This is a genomic window from Streptomyces sp. NEAU-174, from assembly GCF_052665095.1.
On sequence record NZ_JBQTCE010000024.1, the window covers coordinates 71,331 to 87,835 of the forward strand.

Genomic DNA, 16,505 nt, shown 5'->3' on the forward strand with positions numbered 1-16,505 from the left:
TATGCAGACAGGGCAAGGGGAAGCGGATGATCAGCTTCAAGGACGTCAGTAAGCACTACCCGAACGGCACCACAGCGGTGGATCGCCTCAGTCTCGAACTCCCGGAAGGGGGCATCACCGTTCTTGTCGGCACCTCGGGCTGCGGCAAGACCACCACCCTCCGCATGGTCAACCGCATGGTCGAACCGAGCAGCGGCACGGTGAGCGTGGGCGGGCGTGATGTCCTGAAGGCGGACGCCGCCGAGCTGCGGCGCGGGATCGGCTATGTGATTCAGCAGGCGGGGCTCTTCCCGCACCGCACGATTCTCGACAACATCGCCACCGTTCCGCTGCTGCTGGGCTGGGGCCGCCGCAAGGCCCGGGCCCGCGCGGCCGAGCTGCTGGAGCTGGTCGGGCTGCCCGCCGACTCCGGCAAGCGCTACCCGCACCAGCTCTCGGGCGGTCAGCAGCAGCGCGTCGGGGTCGCCCGCGCGCTGGCCGCCGATCCGCCGGTGCTGCTGATGGACGAGCCGTTCGGGGCGGTCGACCCGGTCGTACGGACCCAGCTCCAGAACGAGCTGCTGCGGCTCCAGAGCGAGCTGCGCAAGACGGTCGTCTTCGTCACCCACGACATCGACGAGGCGGTACGGCTCGGCGACCGCATCGCGATCTTCCGCACCGGCGGCCATCTCGTCCAGTGCGCACCCCCCGCCGAGCTGCTGGCGAGCCCCGCCGACGACTTCGTGGCGGGCTTCCTGGGCGCCGAGCGCGGGCTGAAGCTGCTCTCCCTGTCCACCCTCGCCGACGTGGCACGGCAGCCCGTGCCCGCCGACGGGCAGCGCTGGCAGCTGGTCACCTCCGAGCGCGGTGAGCCGCTGGGCTGGCGCGACACCGAGGGGCCGGAGGGCGACCGGGCCCCGCTGCTGCCGGTGCGCGCACTGCGGGACGGCGACTCGCTGCTCACCGCCCTGGACGAGTCGCTGGCCTCCCCCGCCGGTCTGGTGGCCCGGGTGGACGCCGACGGGGTGCTCACCGGGGTCACCGGGCGCGAGGCGATCCATGAGTACGCGGGGCGGCGCCACGCGGAGGCGGGCCGCGCGGCCGCGCTCAAGAACGCCGCCGAGGCTCCCGAAGCCGACGGGGACCCGAAGAGCTCCGACACGAGCGTGACCGCATGACCATCGACTGGGGCTGGTTCCCCGACCATCAGGGCACTCTGGTCACGCTCACCCTGGACCACCTCTCCACCGCCGTCCCCGCCGTCCTCTTCGGGCTGCTGATCGCGCTGCCGCTGGCGGTGATCGCCCACCGGGTGCGCCCGCTGCGCGGACTCCTGCTGGGGCTCTCGAACATCCTGTTCACGATCCCCTCCATCGCGATCTTCGTCCTGCTGCTGCCGATCACCGGCCTCACCCGCTCCACCGCGATCACCGGCCTGACCATCTACACCCTGGTCGTGCTGCTCCGGAACACCGTCGAGGGCCTCGACAGCGTCCCCACCAAGGTCCGCGAGGCGTCCACCGCGATGGGCGCCCGCCCGCTGCGCACCCTGCTCACCGTCGAGCTGCCGCTCGCCTTCCCGGTGATCATGGCGGGCGTACGGGTGGCCACGGTGATGGCGATATCGCTGGTCAGCGTGGCCAGCTACATCGGGTACGGCGGCCTCGGCCAGCTGTTCACCGACGGCTTCCAGCGCAACTACCCCACCCCCGTCGTGGCCGGAGTCGTCCTGTCCCTGCTGCTGGCGCTGGTCGCGGACGCCGTGCTGGTCACCATCCAGTGGCTGTGCACCCCGTGGCTGAGGAGGCGTGCCTGACATGCTCGAACTACTCCAGAACCTCCTCCGCTGGCTGACCAGCGGTGCCCAGTGGTCCGGGCCGGACGGCATCGCCACCCGCCTGCTGGAGCACCTCCAGTACTCGGTGCTGGCCACCCTGGTCGCCGCCGCCATCGCGCTGCCGGTCGGGCTGCTCATCGGGCACACCGGGCGCGGTGCGTTCCTCGCCATCAACCTCTCCGGCTTCGGGCGGGCGCTGCCGACCGTCGGCCTGGTCACGCTGGTCTTCCTGGCCAGCGGGCTGAGCATGTGGCCGGTGTACGTCTCGCTGGTCGCCCTCGCGATCCCGGTGATCGTCACCAATACGTACGCGGGCATGGCCGCCGTGGACCCCGAGGTCAGGGACGCGGCAAGGGGCCAGGGCATGCGCTGGTACCAGGTGCTGTTCCAGGTCGAACTGCCGCTCGCGCTGCCGCTGATCATGACCGGGCTGCGGCTGGCCTGCGTCCAGGTCGTGGCCACCGCCACCATCGCCGCGTACGTCAGCTTCGGCGGACTCGGCCGCTATGTCTTCGACGGGCTCGCCCAGCGCGATCTGGTGCAGGTGCTGGGAGGGGCGGTGCTGGTCGCCGTGCTGGCCATCGCCCTGGACCTGGCGCTGGCCGGAGTGCAGCGCCTGCTGTTCCGCAACCGGCCCCCGCGCGCCCACGCGCACTGAGCGCCGCCGCCCGGCTTCACCCCGAGGCGGCTCGGCGCCCCACCGACTCAGCGACTTCACTCCGAACTCCGATCCGAGGAGACGACCCCATGAACCGCAGGAAACTGCTCGGCGGCCTGCTCGCCGGCGCCTCCGTGCCCACGCTCGCCGCCTGTAGCGGCGGCGTCACCTCGCTCAAGGGCGACGGCGGCAGCGGCGGCTCGGGCGGCGGCAGCAGCCTGGGCGGGCTGGTCATCGGCACCGCCAACTTCACCGAGAACCAGCTGCTGGGCTACCTCTACGCCGAGGCGCTGAAGGGCGCGGGCATCAAGACCAGCGTGCGGCCCAACCTCGGCTCCCGAGAGATCGTCATACCCGCCCTCCAGCAGGGCGATATCGATCTGCTCCCCGAGTACCAGGGCAATCTGCTGCTCCACTTCGACGACAAGGCCCCCCAGACCGAGGCCGGCGACCTCCAGAACGCCCTCACCGTGGCCCTGCCCAGCGGTCTGGAGGCCCTGTCGTACGCGGCCGCCGAGGACAAGGACGTCTTCTGCGTCACCCGCGAGGCCGCCCGGAAGCACGGGCTGCGCAGCTTCGCCGACCTCGCCAAGCAGAACGGCAAGCTGGTCTTCGGCGGCCCGGCCGAGGACAAGAACCGCGTGGTCGGCCTGGTCGGCCTCAAGGACCGCTACGGCGTGACCTTCAAGGAGTTCAAGGCCCTCGACGCCTCCGGGCCCCTGGTCAAGGGCGCGTTGAAGAAGGGCGACGTGGACGTGGCCAACCTCTTCTCCACCGACCCCGACATCGAGGCCAACGACTGGGTGATCCTCGCCGACCCCAAGGCGCTCATCCCCGCCCAGCACATCGTGCCCGTGATCCGCGCCGCCAAGGCCGACGCCAAGGTCCGCAAGGCCCTGGCCCGCCTCGGCGGCGCCCTCACCACCCGGGAACTGGCCCGGCTCAACAAGCTGGTGAGCAACGACAAGAAGGACCCGGACCGGGTCGCCGCCGACTGGGCCGCCAAGAACGGCCTCACCAAGAAGTAGCGGCAGGAGCACCCGTATGCCCGACTCTCTGAACTCCCTGGACCCTCTGGACTCCCCAGACCCTCTGGACTCCCTGGTCGAAAAGCGCTCGATCGACGTCGTCCCGGACGCGGAGCGCCATGGCACCGCCTTCAGCCAGTTCACCCTGTGGCTCGGCGCCAACCTCCAGATCACCGCCGTCGTGACCGGCGCCCTGGCCGTGGTCTTCGGCGCCGCCGCCTTCTGGGCGATCATCGCCCTGCTGATCGGCAACCTGCTCGGCGGAGCCGTCATGGCGCTCCACTCCGCCCAGGGACCCCGGCTCGGCCTGCCCCAGATGATCTCCTCCCGGGCCCAGTTCGGGGTCCGGGGCGCGATCGTCCCACTGCTGCTGGTCATCGTCATGTACGTGGGCTTCTTCGCCAGCGGCAGCGTGCTGGCGGGGCAGGCGGTCGGCGAACTCACCCATCTCGGCGACACCACCGGGATCGTCCTCTTCGCCCTCGTCACCGCCGTGGCGGCGGCCGTCGGCTACCGCCTGATCCACACCCTGGGGCGGATCGCGGGCGTCGTCTGCGCCCTGGCCTTCGTCTATCTGGGCATCCGGCTGCTGGACCGCACCGACCTGGCCACCCTCCTCCACGACCGGACCTTCGACTTCCCGCTCTTCCTCCTCGCGGTGTCGCTGTCCGCCTCCTGGCAGCTCGCCTTCGGCCCGTACGTCGCCGACTACTCCCGCTATCTCCCGCGCGCCACCTCCGCGAAGGCCACCTTCTCCTGGACCCTCGCCGGCACCGTCCTCGGCTCCCAGTGGTCCATGACCTTCGGCGCCCTCGCGGCCGCCGCGGCCGGCCACGCCTTCGTCGGCCACGAGGTCACGTACATCGTCGGCCTCGGCGGCGGCGCGGCCCTGATCACCTCGCTGCTCTACTTCGTCATCGCCCTCGGCAAGCTGACGATCAACGTGCTCAACACCTACGGCGGCTTCATGTCGATGGTGACCAGCGTCAGCGGCTTCCGCGGCCGCGCCACCCTCTCCCCACGCGGCCGGGCCGCCTACATCGCCGGAATCATGGTCGCGGGCACGGCGGTCGCGCTGCTCGGCAAGGACAGCTTCCTGTCCTCCTTCAAGGACTTCCTGCTGTTCCTGCTGACCTTCTTCACCCCGTGGAGCGCCATCAACCTCGTCGACTACTACGCCATCGCCAAGGAGCGCTACGACATCCCCGCCCTCAGCGACCCCAACGGCCGCTACGGCGCCTGGCGCTGGAAGGCGCTGTCCACCTACGCCCTCGGCGTCCTCGCCCAGCTCCCCTTCCTGTCCACCGCCTTCTACACCGGCCCCTTCGTCGCCCCCCTGGGCGGCGCGGACATCTCCTGGCTCGTCGGCCTCGCCGTCCCCGCCGCCGTCTACTGGCTCCTGTCCCACCGCGACACCGCCCACGTCCCGGACCGCATGATCCTCACCCCGGATCCGCCATCGGGCCGCCCGTACGTCACCGAGTCCGGGTGAGGCGGCGGGACCTCGCGGGCCAGGGTCAGGCCGGGGGGAGGAGTTTCTTCTGGGGCTTGCCCATGGCGTTGCGGGGGAGGGCCTCCAGGAAGCGCACCTTGCGGGGGCGCTTGTGGACGGAGAGCTGGGAGGCCACGAAGTCGATCAGCTCCTGTTCGCCGATGCCGTCGGCCACGACATACGCGACGATCTCCTGGCCCAGGTCCTCGTGCGGGGCGCCGACGACGGCGGCCTCGCGGACGGCCGGGTGGTCCAGCAGGGCGTTCTCGACCTCGCCCGCGCCGATGCGGTAGCCGCCGGACTTGATCATGTCGGTGGAGGCGCGGCCCACGATGCGGTGGAAGCCGTCCGGGTCGACGGCGGCGATGTCGCCCGTGCGGAACCAGCCGTCCTCGGTGTACGAACCGGCCGTGGCCTCGGGGCGGTTGAGGTAGCCGTCGAAGAGGGTCGGGCCGGTCAGCTGGAGCTCGCCGATCTCGGCGCCCTCCTCGGCGGCGATCCGGGTGCGGATGCCCGAGAGCGGGGTGCCGACGTAGCCGGGGCGGCGCTCGCCGTCGGCGCGGGTGCTGATGGTGATGAGGGTCTCGGTCATGCCGTAGCGCTCGATGGGGCGCTGGCCGGTGAGCCGTTCCAGCTCGCGGAAGACGGGGGCGGGCAGCGGGGCGCTACCGGAGACCAGCAGCCGGGCCGAGGCCAGGGCGCGGGCGGAGTCCGGGTCCTGGACGATGCGGTTCCAGACGGTGGGGACGCCGAAGTAGAGGCTGCCGTTCGCCGCCGCGTACGCCGCCGGGGTCGGCTTGCCGGTGTGGACGAGGCGGCTGCCGGTGCGGAGTGCGCCGAGGACGCCGAGGACCAGGCCGTGCACATGGAACAGCGGCAGGCCGTGGACCAGGGTGTCGTCCGGCGTCCAGGCCCATGCCGCGGCCAGCCCGTCCAGGTCGGCGGCCACCGCCCGCCGGGAGATCAGCGCGCCCTTGGGCGCCCCCGTGGTGCCCGAGGTGTAGAGGATGAACGCGGTGGACTCCGGGTCCGGCTCCGCCTTCGTCCACGCCGCGCGCTCGGCCGGGTCCACCGGGACGGTCTCGACCGGGGCGTCCACGGCCTCCCCGGTGAGCAGCAGGGTGGCGCCCGAGTCCCGCAGTATGTGGTCGCGTTCGGCCGGGCCTGAGTCCGGCGGTACGGGCACCACCGGCACCCCGGCAAGCAGCGCGCCGACCACCGCGACCACCGTCTCCGGGGTCGCGGTCGCCCGGACCGCGACGACCGGCGCACCGGCGATACGGGCCGCCACCGCGCCCGCGGCACCGAGCAGTTCCTCGCGCGAGAGCGCGCGGCCGCCGACGCTCAGCGCGTCGGGGCGGTCGTCGCCGGGCGCGGCGAGGGACGTGAGGAGAGGTGCGGTCACGGAACTGACTCCTTCCACAGCGGGCCGGGGGTACCAGGGGGTACCTCTTCACGCCCGCACGTCTTTCGGGGGCTAGCCCTACCGACAAAGCGTCCCCGCGACCGTACCGTTCCCAAGCATGGACGCCCGTGACCCGGATCTGAAAAAGGAACTCGACGCGGCCCTGCAAACCCGTAAGGAGCTGGGTGCGGAGTACGAGTCGGAGCTGGTCGACTCCTTCATGGAGAAGGTCGAGCAGCGCTTCAACGATACGGCGGACCGCCATGTCCGCCGCCAGCTCGCGGAACAGCAGATGGCGACGGCCCGCGGCAGCCGCCCGTACGCCACCGGGGCGTCCGCGGACCAGCCCCACGGCCTGGGCGTCGGCGAGCGCTTCGCCTTCGTCGGGGTCTCCCTGGTGCTGGCCATCCCGCTGTCGGCCATCGGCGTCGTGAACGAGGGCCTGCCGGGCCTGCTGATCACCTGGGCCGGAATCTTCGGCGTCAACGCCGTGCATGCCATGGGGGCCTTCTCCCGGCTCCGCCGGGGCCATGGGCAGGAGAAGAGCGGGGACTAGCGGGGACTGGGGGAAGTCTGCGCGGGGACCGCCGCACCCCGGTGACAAGCCACCGAGGGCGGGACGACGGCGGTCCCCGCGGGGACGCGGGCCGGGTCAGGGCCGGAACTCCGCGTCCAGGCGACCATGGAGGTCCGGGAGCCGCTCCGGAGGTCCTGTCGCCTTGTCTCGGGTGTCGGTGTCGTCCTTCCGACACCCACTAATCTGCCGGAGCTGTGTTAACCCTGTGCTGCGGGCGCGTGACACGTTCGTACCACTTGCCCGAAGGCGGAGTTGGGGTCCTTACGGGCCCTCACTTCGGGCCGCCTGCCAGGTACGCCAGCAGGTCCTGCCGGCTCACCACACCCTTGGGCTTGCCCTCCACCAGCACGATCGCCGCGTCCGCCGCGCCCAGCACCGCCATCAGGTCCTCGACCGGCTCACCGGAGCCGACATGCGGCAGCGGCGGGCTCATGTGCTTCTCCAGCGGGTCGGTCAGCTCCGCGCGCTTCGCGAACAGGGCGTCCAGCAGTTCGCGTTCCACCACCGAGCCGATGACCTCGGCGGCCATCACATCCGGGTGGCCGGCGCCCGGCTTGACGATCGGCATCTGCGAGACGCCGTACTCCCGCAGTACGTCGATGGCCTCGCCCACCGTCTCGTCCGGGTGCATATGGACCAGCGAGGGCAGCCCGCCCTCCTTGCCCTGGAGCACATCGCCGACCCGCACCGAGGGGCCTTCCTCCTCGAGGAAGCCGTAGTCGGCCATCCACTCATCGTTGAAGATCTTGGAGAGATAGCCGCGGCCGCTGTCGGGCAGCAGGACGACCACCACATCGTCCGGGCCGAGCCGCTCGGCGACCTTCAGCGCGCCCACGACGGCCATCCCGCAGGAGCCGCCGACCAGCAGCCCCTCCTCCTTGGCCAGCCGCCGCGTCATCTGGAAGGCGTCCTTGTCGGAGACGGCGACGATCTCGTCCGCGACGGTCTGGTCGTACGCGGTCGGCCAGAAGTCCTCGCCGACGCCCTCGATCAGATACGGGCGGCCGGAGCCGCCGGAGTAGACCGAGCCCTCGGGGTCGGCGCCGATCACCTGGACCCGGCCCTCGCTGGCCTCCTTCAGATAGCGGCCGGTGCCGGAGATCGTGCCGCCGGTGCCGACGCCCGCCACGAAGTGGGTGATCTTGCCTTCGGTCTGCTCCCACAGCTCGGGGCCGGTGGTCTCGTAGTGGGAGAGCGGGTTGTTCGGGTTGCTGTACTGGTCGGGCTTCCAGGCGCCCGGCGTCTCGCGGACCAGCCGGTCGGAGACGTTGTAGTACGAGTCGGGGTGCTCGGGGTCCACCGCGGTGGGGCAGACCACGACCTCGGCGCCGTAGGCCCGCAGCACGTTGATCTTGTCCGTGGACACCTTGTCCGGGCAGACGAAGACGCACTTGTAGCCCTTGCGCTGGGCGACCATGGCGAGGCCCACACCGGTGTTGCCGGAGGTCGGCTCCACGATGGTGCCGCCCGGCTTCAGCTCCCCGGAGCGCTCGGCGGCCTCTATCATCCGGACCGCGATCCGGTCCTTCACCGAGCCGCCGGGGTTGAAGTATTCAACCTTGGCCAGGACGGTCGCCCGGATGCCTTCGGTCACGGTGTTGAGCTTCACCAGCGGGGTGTTGCCGACCAGCTCAATCATCGATTCGTAGTACTGCACACCTGCTCCTGGTCCGGTTCCGCGGGATCTCCGCGTCGGGGCGGCCGCCGTCGCGGGGGCCGTGCTGTCAGCTTATTGCGCGCCGCCGCCCTCCGACCGGTGCGTTGGGACGAAGCCTGCACGGGGCAACAAGTTGTTAGCAAGGCGTACAAAGGAGAAGGAAGCGCGTGCGGACGTGCGGCCGTGCGGACGGAGGTGGGCTGGACCCATGTCGATGTCGAGGGCGAGGGTGGCGCGGCGGATCGCCGCCGCGGCGGCGTACGGGGGCGGCGGGATCGGGCTGCTGGGCGGGGTGACCGCCGTGCTGTTGCTCACCGAGGTGTCCCATGCGAAGCGGGTCGTGGGCGGGTCGGACGACCCGCCTCCGCGCGCGGACGGGCGATATGGCTTCGCCTTCGCCCGCAGGACCGGCCAGTCACCCTTGCGGCTGGCCTTTCTCGGCGACTCCACGGCCGCCGGACAGGGCGTCCACCGCCCTAGTCAGACACCGGGCGCGCTGCTCGCCTCGGGGCTGGCGGCGGTTGCGGAGCGCCCGGTGGACCTGCGGAACGTGGCGCTGCCGGGGGCACAGTCCAGCGATCTGGAGCGCCAGGTCACGCTGGTGCTGGAGGATCCGGACCTGCTCCCCGACGTATGCGTGATCATGATCGGTGCCAATGACGTCACCCGCCGGATGCCGCCCGCCAAGTCAGTGCGGCTGCTGTCGGACGCGGTGCGCAGACTGCGCGACAGCGGCTGCGAGGTGATCGTGGGCACCTGTCCCGACCTCGGCACGATCGAGCCCGTCTATCAGCCGCTGCGCTGGATCGCGCGGCGGCTGAGCCGACAGCTGGCCGCCGCGCAGACGATCGGGGTGGTCGAGCAGGGCGGGCGCACGGTCTCGCTGGGCGATCTGCTGGGCCCGGAGTTCGCGGCGAATCCGCGGGAGCTGTTCGGCCCGGACAACTACCACCCCTCGGCGGAGGGGTACGCCACGGCCGCGATGGCCGTCCTGCCGACCCTGTGCGACTCGCTGGGCCTGTGGCCCGAGGAGGCGCCGGAGATGCTCGACGAGGGCATCCTGCCGGTCGCCACGGCGGCGGCCGAGGCGGCCGCGGAGGGCGGCACGGAGGTCACCGCGGCCCGCGGCCCCTGGGCCCGTCTGCTGCGCCGCCAGGGCCCCACCACGAAGGAGCCCGCGGCCGTCTCCAGCTCCCCCGACACCCCGACCCCGACGTCCCCACCCCCTTCGGGCTGCTGACCCCGACCGGGCCGGGCTCGGGGGCCCACGGGCCCCCGCGCGGCCTTGCGGTGCCCCGCGTGGCCTTCTGGTGCCTCGCGCGGCCTTGCGGTGCCCGACGCGGCCTTGCGGTGCCTCGCGCGGGCCCGCCGCCCCGGGCTGGGGCCGGGGCGAGGCCTCGGGCCCGCCGACCGGACCACGCGGGGCCCACCGACCGGACCGTGCCGGGCCCCACCGACCGAGCCGCGTCGGGCCCCACCGACCGGACCACGCCGGGCCCCACCGACCGAGCCGTGCCGGGGCCTACCGGTCGGACCGTGCCGGGGCCCACCGACCGGACCACGCCGGGCCCCACCGACCGGGCCGCGTCGGGGCCCACCGACTGGACCACGCCGGGCCTCACCGACCGGACCATGCCGGGGCCCACCAACCGGACCATGCCGGGGCCCGCCGGCCGGGGCCCACCGACCGGGCCGTGCCGGGGGCCATCGACCCCGGCGAGGCCTGGTGACGCCCCGGGAGGGGCTCTGCATGGCGGGGCGCTGAGCGTACGCTTGGAAAAAAGAGTCCGGTGTCACAGCCCGCACCCCGTGACCCTGCCGATACGTACGGGTAACTTCCCTCGGAGTCCCGCCCGCACCCCGCCCCCCTGGAGCCGTGATGCCCGAAGCAGTGATCGTCTCTGCCGCCCGTTCCCCCATCGGCCGCGCCTTCAAGGGCTCGCTCAAGGATCTGAGGCCGGACGATCTCACCGCCGAGATCATCCAGGCCGCGCTCGCCAAGGTCCCCGAGCTCGACCCCCGCGAGATCGACGACCTGATGCTCGGCTGCGGGCTCCCGGGCGGTGAGCAGGGGCACAACCTGGGGCGGATCGTGGCCGTGCAGATGGGGATGGACCACCTCCCCGGCTGTACGATCACCCGCTACTGCTCCTCCTCCCTCCAGACCTCGCGGATGGCGCTGCACGCCATCAAGGCGGGCGAGGGCGACCTCTTCATCTCGGCGGGCGTCGAGATGGTCTCGCGGTCGAAGAAGGGCACCTCGGACGGGCTGCCGGACACCCACAACCCGCTGTTCGCGGAGGCCGAGGCCCGTACGGCCGCGCGCGCCGAGCAGGAGGGCTCCGACTGGCACGACCCGCGCGAGGACGACCTGCTGCCCGACCCGTACATCGCGATGGGCCAGACGGCCGAGAACCTGGCCCGGCTCAAGGGGGTCACCCGCGAGGAGATGGACGAGTTCGGCGTGCGGTCCCAGAACCTCGCCGAGGAGGCCATCAAGAAGGGCTTCTGGGAGCGGGAGATCACCCCGGTGACCACCCCCGACGGCACGGTCGTCAGCCAGGACGACGGCCCCCGCGCGGGCACCACCCTGGAGGGCGTGCAGGGCCTGAAGCCGGTCTTCCGCCCCGACGGCCGGATCACCGCGGGCAACTGCTGCCCGCTCAACGACGGCGCCGCGGCGCTGGTGATCATGTCCGACACCAAGGCGCGGGAGCTGGGCGTGACCCCGCTGGCGCGGATCGTGTCCACCGGCGTCACAGGCCTCTCCCCGGAGATCATGGGCTACGGCCCGGTCGAGGCGTCCAAGCAGGCGCTGGCCCGCGCGGGGATGTCGATCGGCGACATCGACCTGGTGGAGATCAACGAGGCGTTCGCCGCGCAGGTCATCCCGTCCTACCGCGACCTGGGCATCGACCTGGACCGGCTCAATGTCAACGGTGGCGCGATCGCCGTGGGCCACCCCTTCGGCATGACCGGCGCCCGGATCACCGGCACGCTGATCAATTCGCTCCAGTTCCACGACAAGCAGTTCGGCCTGGAGACCATGTGCGTCGGCGGCGGCCAGGGCATGGCCATGGTCATCGAGCGCCTGAGCTGAGCGCTCCGCGGGAAGTGCCACGAGATGCCGTCGTGCGTCTGCGGCCGCATCGGGGCTCCGCCCCAGACCCCCCGGGGTCCAGGGGCGAAGCCCTTCCACCCGGCGGAGCCGCATATCGGTGCTGCGGGAAGGGGTGGGGAGGGGGAAAGCGCCCCGCGGTCCCGCCGTGGCACGTCTGCCACACTGGTTCGACCCGGGCCGTGACCGAATCTCCCCCAGGTTGTGACAAAAGTCCTGGGGGAGCGCCGTCTCCCCAGCTCAGCACCGGTGACCAAAGGCCCGCCCGGTACCGAATTCTGTCCATTTGGTGATGGTATGCACTGACGTCGAGAGGCGATAAGCCTCAAGCTGAGGTAGGAATTCGGGGGATCTACAGCCAACCGGGAGTACGTCAGTGAGCCCCACGAGTCTTGTCCTCCTCCTGGCCGCGGTGACCGCCACGGCCGTAGGGGCGGCCGCCTTGCACACCGCGCGCGGTGTGCGCCGGCAGATCAGCGAGCTGCGCGCCGAGCTCGCGGCCACCGTGGCCGCCGGTGCCCGGACGGGCGGCGGAGGCGGCGGAGGCAGCGGCGAGGAGGGCGGCCCGACGGTGCCCGCGCCCCGCGCCACCCCGGCCGCCGAGATACGCGCGGCCGTCGCCGACGCGCTGGCCGAGGAGCGGGAGCGCGAGCTGGCCGAGGCGCGGGCGTTCTGGGCCGCCCAGGAGGCCAGGGACTCCGCCGGAGCGGCCGACGCCCATTCGCTGCTCAGCGGGCCGGGCGGGTTCGAGGACACCTCCCAGGACGCGCAGCTCTTCGTGCCCCGCCAGGCAGACCTGGCCGGGCTCGAACCGCTGCTCGGGCTGGACGCGCTGGGCCCCGACGCCATGGACTCCAACGGGGATCAGGAGCCCGAGGTCGAGTCCGAGGTGGAGCTGGAGCTGGGCGCCGGGGCGGAGCCCGCGGCCGAGCCCCGGGAGTCGGCCGAGCTGGCGGCGGCCCGCCGTCGCCATCCGTCCCACCCCGACTTCACTCCGTCGTCACCGGTCGCCGACCACGACCGTACGGTGACCCGGCTCACCGAGCTGGCCGACGCCCGCACCCCGCTGTCCGATGTGCGGCCCGGGCCCCTCGGCACCCTCGATGTCTACGTCTTCGCCGACGGCACCACGATCTGCATGACCCCGGGCCACCGGGAGACGGCCGAGCGGCTGGCGGACGCGCTGCGCGAGGGCACCGCCCCGGTGCTGCTCGGCGGCTCGGGCGTCTCCGGTGCTTATGCGCTCACGTTCGGTTGCGGCGAGGAGAACGTGTACGTCCTCGCCGACCGCGTCATCGCCTCGCTGTAAGGGACACGGCGCCCCGCTGGGGGCGGACCCTCGCGCCGCAAGCGGGCTCCCTCAGGCCGCAAGCGGGCCCTCAGGCGTAAGCGGACCCCCGGGCCCCAGACCGCAAGCAAGCCCTCAGACGCCGCAGCGCCCCGCCGCCTCCACCACCAGCGCCACCGCCTCCGCGGCCCCCCGCGCCACCTCGTCGTCCCCGGCGCCGCCCGGCGCACGCTCCAGCGCGTGCACCAAATCATGTCCGGCCACCGCCACCTGGTCGGCGACCACGAACAGCCCCGCGTCGGGCATGATCCGCGGCGGGGTTCCCGGCTCCTCGAGCCGCTGTGCGCGCACCGACAATTCCCTGGCCAGGGCCAGCCCTTCGGCCGCCGCGCCCGCGCGCAGCCGGGACTGCGGAAGGGCGCGCAACCGGTCGGCGAGCCGATCGACGGCGGTCAGGAGGGGGGAGACATCATCCACGCTCCGAGCGTATGCGCCACTGAGGGACTGTTGCCAACGGGCGAACACTCAGGCACGGTGAGCTGAAGGAAACCCGGGCCAGCGACCCGGGTCCGGCATGGAAGCGTCCGGAGGCGCCGATGTCCCAAATCTTCTCCGACGAGACTCACCGGAACCTACTCTCCCGCATCCCCCAGTGCACGGGCCGTGAAGTCGCAGACTGGCTGCGCACGGTCGACGAGGGCCCCGCTTTCTTCCGATTCGAGGAGAAGGTCAGCTGGCTGCGCGGCGAGCACCAGCTCGCCTACGGCCATGCGAAGGCCATCATCCATGAACACGACTTGAGGCGCGCGGCCCGCAAGCTGCTGTAGCCCGCTGCCCGGAGGCAGAAGCGTGTATGACAGACCCACCGAACGGAGCGGCTTAAGCCGCACAGGAAGAAGGGCCCGCGGAGGTCTTCACCTCCGCGGGCCCTTCTACGTGCTGTCTGCGTGCTACGCGACGCTCAGGGCCGCTAAGCAGGTCGGAGCAAGTCCGCTACGGTTCGGGCAGCGACCCGAAGGGGCGCGGGGAACTGCGCGACCAGCCACGATGCGGCCGCAGACGCACGACGGCATTTCGCGGCATTTCCCGCGGACCGCTTAGCGCTAGTCGCTAATCCCTGAAGATCGAGATCAACCGGAGCAGCTCCAGGTAGATCCACACCAGCGAGAGCGTCAGCCCGAAGGCGGCCAGCCAGGACTCCTCGCGCGGAGCGCCGTACCGGACACCGTCCTCGACCTGCTTGAAGTCCATCGCCAGGAACGCCGCGCCGAGCACGACGCCGACGAGGCCGAAGACGATGCCGAGGCCACCGCTGCGGAAGCCGAGGCCGTCCCCGCCGCCGATGGCGGCGAACAGCAGGTTGACCGCCATCAGCAGGATGAACCCGATGGCGGCGGCGAGCACAAAGCGCTGGAATCGCGCGTTCACCCGGATGAGGCGGGTCTTGTACGCGACGAGCACACCGACGAACACGGCCATCGTGCCGAGCACGGCCTGCATCGGGATGCCCGACCAGCGCTCGTTGTACACCTGGCTGATAACGCCGAGGAAGAGGCCCTCGAAGAGGGCGTAACCCATGATCAGCGCGGGCGAGGCCGTGCGCTTGAACGACTGGACGAGGCCGAGCACCATCGCCACGAGCGCGGCGCCGAAGCCCACGCCCACCGGAAGCTGCGCGATCCACGCGGCCGCGGCGGCGACGATGACGGTACCGAGGGTCATACCGGTGCGCATGACGACGTCGTCCATCGTCATCCGGCCGGTCTGAAGCGGGCCCGCCGGCGGCGCGCCGTACATCTGCTGGAGCTGTTCGGGGGTCAGATTCTGCTGGTCGCCCGCCGCATAGGGGTTCGTGGGCGCCTGTGTCTGCGCGTACGGGTTACCGCCCGCGTACGGATTGGCCTGACCGGCGGCGGGGCTCCCGGCCTGCGGCGCCGCGCCGAAACCGGCGTAGCCGCCGCTGCGGCTGAACCCCCGTCGCGAGAAGACCGGGTTGCTGCTCCTCATCTCACTCCTCCGTGGCCGCCGAGCGCGACCTTGACTCAAGAGTAATGGGTAAGCAAAGAAAGCACCCTAGTGCCCAAGGAGGATCTTTTCATGCAGGAAGAGGCCGCGCGAGGCCCCTTCGGGCCCCGCGCACGCACCTGGGGCGACCATCCACACACGCTGAGTGCGCCCACCGGATCTGAAGGTGCCCGGAACCGGACTTGAACCGGTACGCCCGCGAGGGGCAGCGAGGTTTAAGCTCGCCGTGTCTGCATTCCACCATCCGGGCAGCGGTTCCCCCTGGGCCGTACGGCGCGCATACGGCCCTCCCCTGGAAGAGAGCAGCACGAGCCTATCCGGGGACATGCCCCCGCACAGCGAATCCTCGGCCCGAGGTTGTCTTATTTTATTGGCAACTGAGGGTGCATCAGCAGCGGGGCGGGGTACCCAAAGATGCCGACGGCCATTGGACCTGCCGATATGCCCTGAACCCCCATTAACTGGGGATTGACGCAATCTCGACGCCCCGGATGGGGCGTCCTCTCCTCCTCAAGGAGGACTCCGCCAACACCAGCTACATCGCGAGACCCCCACGAGAACGGGAGCACGGGCTGATCCCTCTCCCCTTCACAACCGGAACCATGGAGTGACGTCCCGCCCACTCCCGCAGAGCACGACAGGAGTCATTCACCGTGACCACCATGCCCCTCGGCGTCAAAACCACCGCCCACTCCGCCGCGGCAGCCGCCCGCGCAACGGACCTGAGCAAGGTCTACGGCGAGGGCGAGACCCAGGTAATCGCCCTGGACTCGGTCTCCGTCGAGTTCCGCCAGGCGGAGTTCACCGCGATCATGGGCCCCTCCGGCTCCGGCAAGTCCACGCTGATGCACTGCATGGCGGGTCTCGACACCATCTCCAGCGGCTCGGCCCGGATCGGCGACGTCGAACTGACCACGCTCAAGGACAAGAAGCTCACCCAGCTGCGCCGCGACAAGATCGGCTTCATCTTCCAGGCGTTCAACCTGCTGCCGACGCTGAACGCGCTGGAGAACATCACCCTCCCGATGGACATCGCGGGCCGCAAGGCCGACCAGGCGTGGCTGGACCAGGTGGTGGCCACGGTCGGGCTGGCCGGCCGACTGAAGCACCGCCCCAACCAGCTGTCGGGTGGTCAGCAGCAGCGCGTCGCCGTGGCCCGCGCCCTGGCCGGCCAGCCGGAGATCATCTTCGCCGACGAGCCGACCGGCAACCTGGACTCCCGCTCCGGCGCCGAGGTCCTGGGCTTCCTCCGCAACTCGGTGCGGGAGCTGGGCCAGACGATCGTGATGGTGACCCATGACCCGGTCGCCGCGTCCTACTCCGATCGGGTGGTCTTCCTCGCCGACGGCCGGATCGTGGACGAGCTGCGGAACCCCACCGCCGACTCGGTACTGGACCGCATGAAGCGCTTCGACGCCAAGGGCCGTACGAGCTGACGCGG

General features: G+C 71.4%; 15 protein-coding genes and 1 tRNA gene. 11 read left to right on the plus strand and 5 right to left on the minus strand.

What is annotated here, in order from left to right; genetic code table 11:
- Nucleotides 1-26: 26 nt before the first annotated feature.
- From ACT2CW_RS44630 to ACT2CW_RS44650, 5 genes are all read left to right on the plus strand, one after another.
- Nucleotides 27-1,157: an ABC transporter ATP-binding protein gene (locus ACT2CW_RS44630; protein ID WP_445520754.1), complete on the plus strand. Its 1,131-nt coding sequence runs from the start codon at nt 27-29 to the stop codon at nt 1,155-1,157.
- Complete coding sequence (locus tag ACT2CW_RS44635) at nt 1,154-1,795, plus strand: ABC transporter permease (RefSeq protein ID WP_445520730.1); 642 nt, start codon at nt 1,154-1,156, stop codon at nt 1,793-1,795. Before ACT2CW_RS44630 ends, ACT2CW_RS44635 begins: the two co-directional genes overlap by 4 nt.
- A gap of 1 nt (nt 1,796) precedes the next feature.
- A complete protein-coding gene (locus ACT2CW_RS44640) occupies nt 1,797-2,474 on the plus strand; it encodes an ABC transporter permease (RefSeq protein ID WP_138915289.1) in 678 nt (225 codons plus the stop codon).
- A gap of 89 nt (nt 2,475-2,563) precedes the next feature.
- Nucleotides 2,564-3,502: an ABC transporter substrate-binding protein gene (locus tag ACT2CW_RS44645; RefSeq protein WP_086886222.1), complete on the plus strand. Its 939-nt coding sequence runs from the start codon at nt 2,564-2,566 to the stop codon at nt 3,500-3,502.
- Between the two features lie 16 nt (nt 3,503-3,518).
- The gene (locus ACT2CW_RS44650; RefSeq protein ID WP_445520731.1) at nt 3,519-4,994 is read left to right on the plus strand and encodes a purine-cytosine permease family protein; all 1,476 of its coding nucleotides are present in this window, start codon (nt 3,519-3,521) and stop codon (nt 4,992-4,994) included.
- Nucleotides 4,995-5,019: 25 nt separating this feature from the next.
- Here the strand turns inward: ACT2CW_RS44650 and ACT2CW_RS44655 are convergent, their stop codons facing one another.
- A complete protein-coding gene (locus ACT2CW_RS44655) occupies nt 5,020-6,399 on the minus strand; it encodes an acyl-CoA synthetase (protein ID WP_164434462.1) in 1,380 nt (459 codons plus the stop codon).
- Nucleotides 6,400-6,517: 118 nt separating this feature from the next.
- Here ACT2CW_RS44655 and ACT2CW_RS44660 point away from each other — a divergent pair, with 118 nt between their 5' ends.
- Complete coding sequence (locus ACT2CW_RS44660; protein WP_164434461.1) at nt 6,518-6,955, plus strand: hypothetical protein; 438 nt, start codon at nt 6,518-6,520, stop codon at nt 6,953-6,955.
- Between the two features lie 292 nt (nt 6,956-7,247).
- Here the strand turns inward: ACT2CW_RS44660 and ACT2CW_RS44665 are convergent, their stop codons facing one another.
- Entirely contained in the window at nt 7,248-8,633 is a 1,386-nt protein-coding gene (locus ACT2CW_RS44665; RefSeq protein WP_164434459.1) for a cystathionine beta-synthase, read from the minus strand.
- A gap of 208 nt (nt 8,634-8,841) precedes the next feature.
- Here ACT2CW_RS44665 and ACT2CW_RS44670 point away from each other — a divergent pair, with 208 nt between their 5' ends.
- The 3 genes from ACT2CW_RS44670 (at nt 8,842) to ACT2CW_RS44680 (ending at nt 13,060) form a co-directional block, all read left to right on the plus strand.
- Entirely contained in the window at nt 8,842-9,873 is a 1,032-nt protein-coding gene (locus ACT2CW_RS44670) for an SGNH/GDSL hydrolase family protein (protein ID WP_445520732.1), read from the plus strand.
- A gap of 639 nt (nt 9,874-10,512) precedes the next feature.
- A complete protein-coding gene (locus ACT2CW_RS44675) occupies nt 10,513-11,733 on the plus strand; it encodes an acetyl-CoA C-acetyltransferase (protein ID WP_445520733.1) in 1,221 nt (406 codons plus the stop codon).
- Nucleotides 11,734-12,127: 394 nt separating this feature from the next.
- Entirely contained in the window at nt 12,128-13,060 is a 933-nt protein-coding gene (locus ACT2CW_RS44680; protein ID WP_445520734.1) for a hypothetical protein, read from the plus strand.
- Between the two features lie 114 nt (nt 13,061-13,174).
- Here ACT2CW_RS44680 and ACT2CW_RS44685 read toward each other — a convergent pair whose 3' ends face one another.
- Nucleotides 13,175-13,516 (minus strand): hypothetical protein, encoded by a 342-nt coding sequence (locus ACT2CW_RS44685; protein ID WP_445520735.1) that lies wholly within the window; start codon nt 13,514-13,516, stop codon nt 13,175-13,177.
- A gap of 119 nt (nt 13,517-13,635) precedes the next feature.
- Between ACT2CW_RS44685 and ACT2CW_RS44690 the strand changes: the two genes are divergently transcribed.
- Nucleotides 13,636-13,866 (plus strand): DUF4287 domain-containing protein, encoded by a 231-nt coding sequence (locus ACT2CW_RS44690; RefSeq protein ID WP_037954490.1) that lies wholly within the window; start codon nt 13,636-13,638, stop codon nt 13,864-13,866.
- Between the two features lie 283 nt (nt 13,867-14,149).
- Here the strand turns inward: ACT2CW_RS44690 and ACT2CW_RS44695 are convergent, their stop codons facing one another.
- Both ACT2CW_RS44695 and ACT2CW_RS44700 read right to left on the minus strand, forming a co-directional pair.
- Nucleotides 14,150-15,046, minus strand: a complete 897-nt coding sequence (locus ACT2CW_RS44695; RefSeq protein WP_037954415.1) for a Bax inhibitor-1/YccA family protein — start codon at nt 15,044-15,046, stop codon at nt 14,150-14,152.
- 185 nt (nt 15,047-15,231) lie between these two features.
- Nucleotides 15,232-15,314, minus strand: a tRNA-Leu gene (locus ACT2CW_RS44700).
- Between the two features lie 403 nt (nt 15,315-15,717).
- On the opposite strand from ACT2CW_RS44700, the gene ACT2CW_RS44705 reads away from it, so the two are divergent.
- Nucleotides 15,718-16,500 (plus strand): ABC transporter ATP-binding protein, encoded by a 783-nt coding sequence (locus tag ACT2CW_RS44705; RefSeq protein WP_164434950.1) that lies wholly within the window; start codon nt 15,718-15,720, stop codon nt 16,498-16,500.
- Nucleotides 16,501-16,505: the final 5 nt, after the last annotated feature.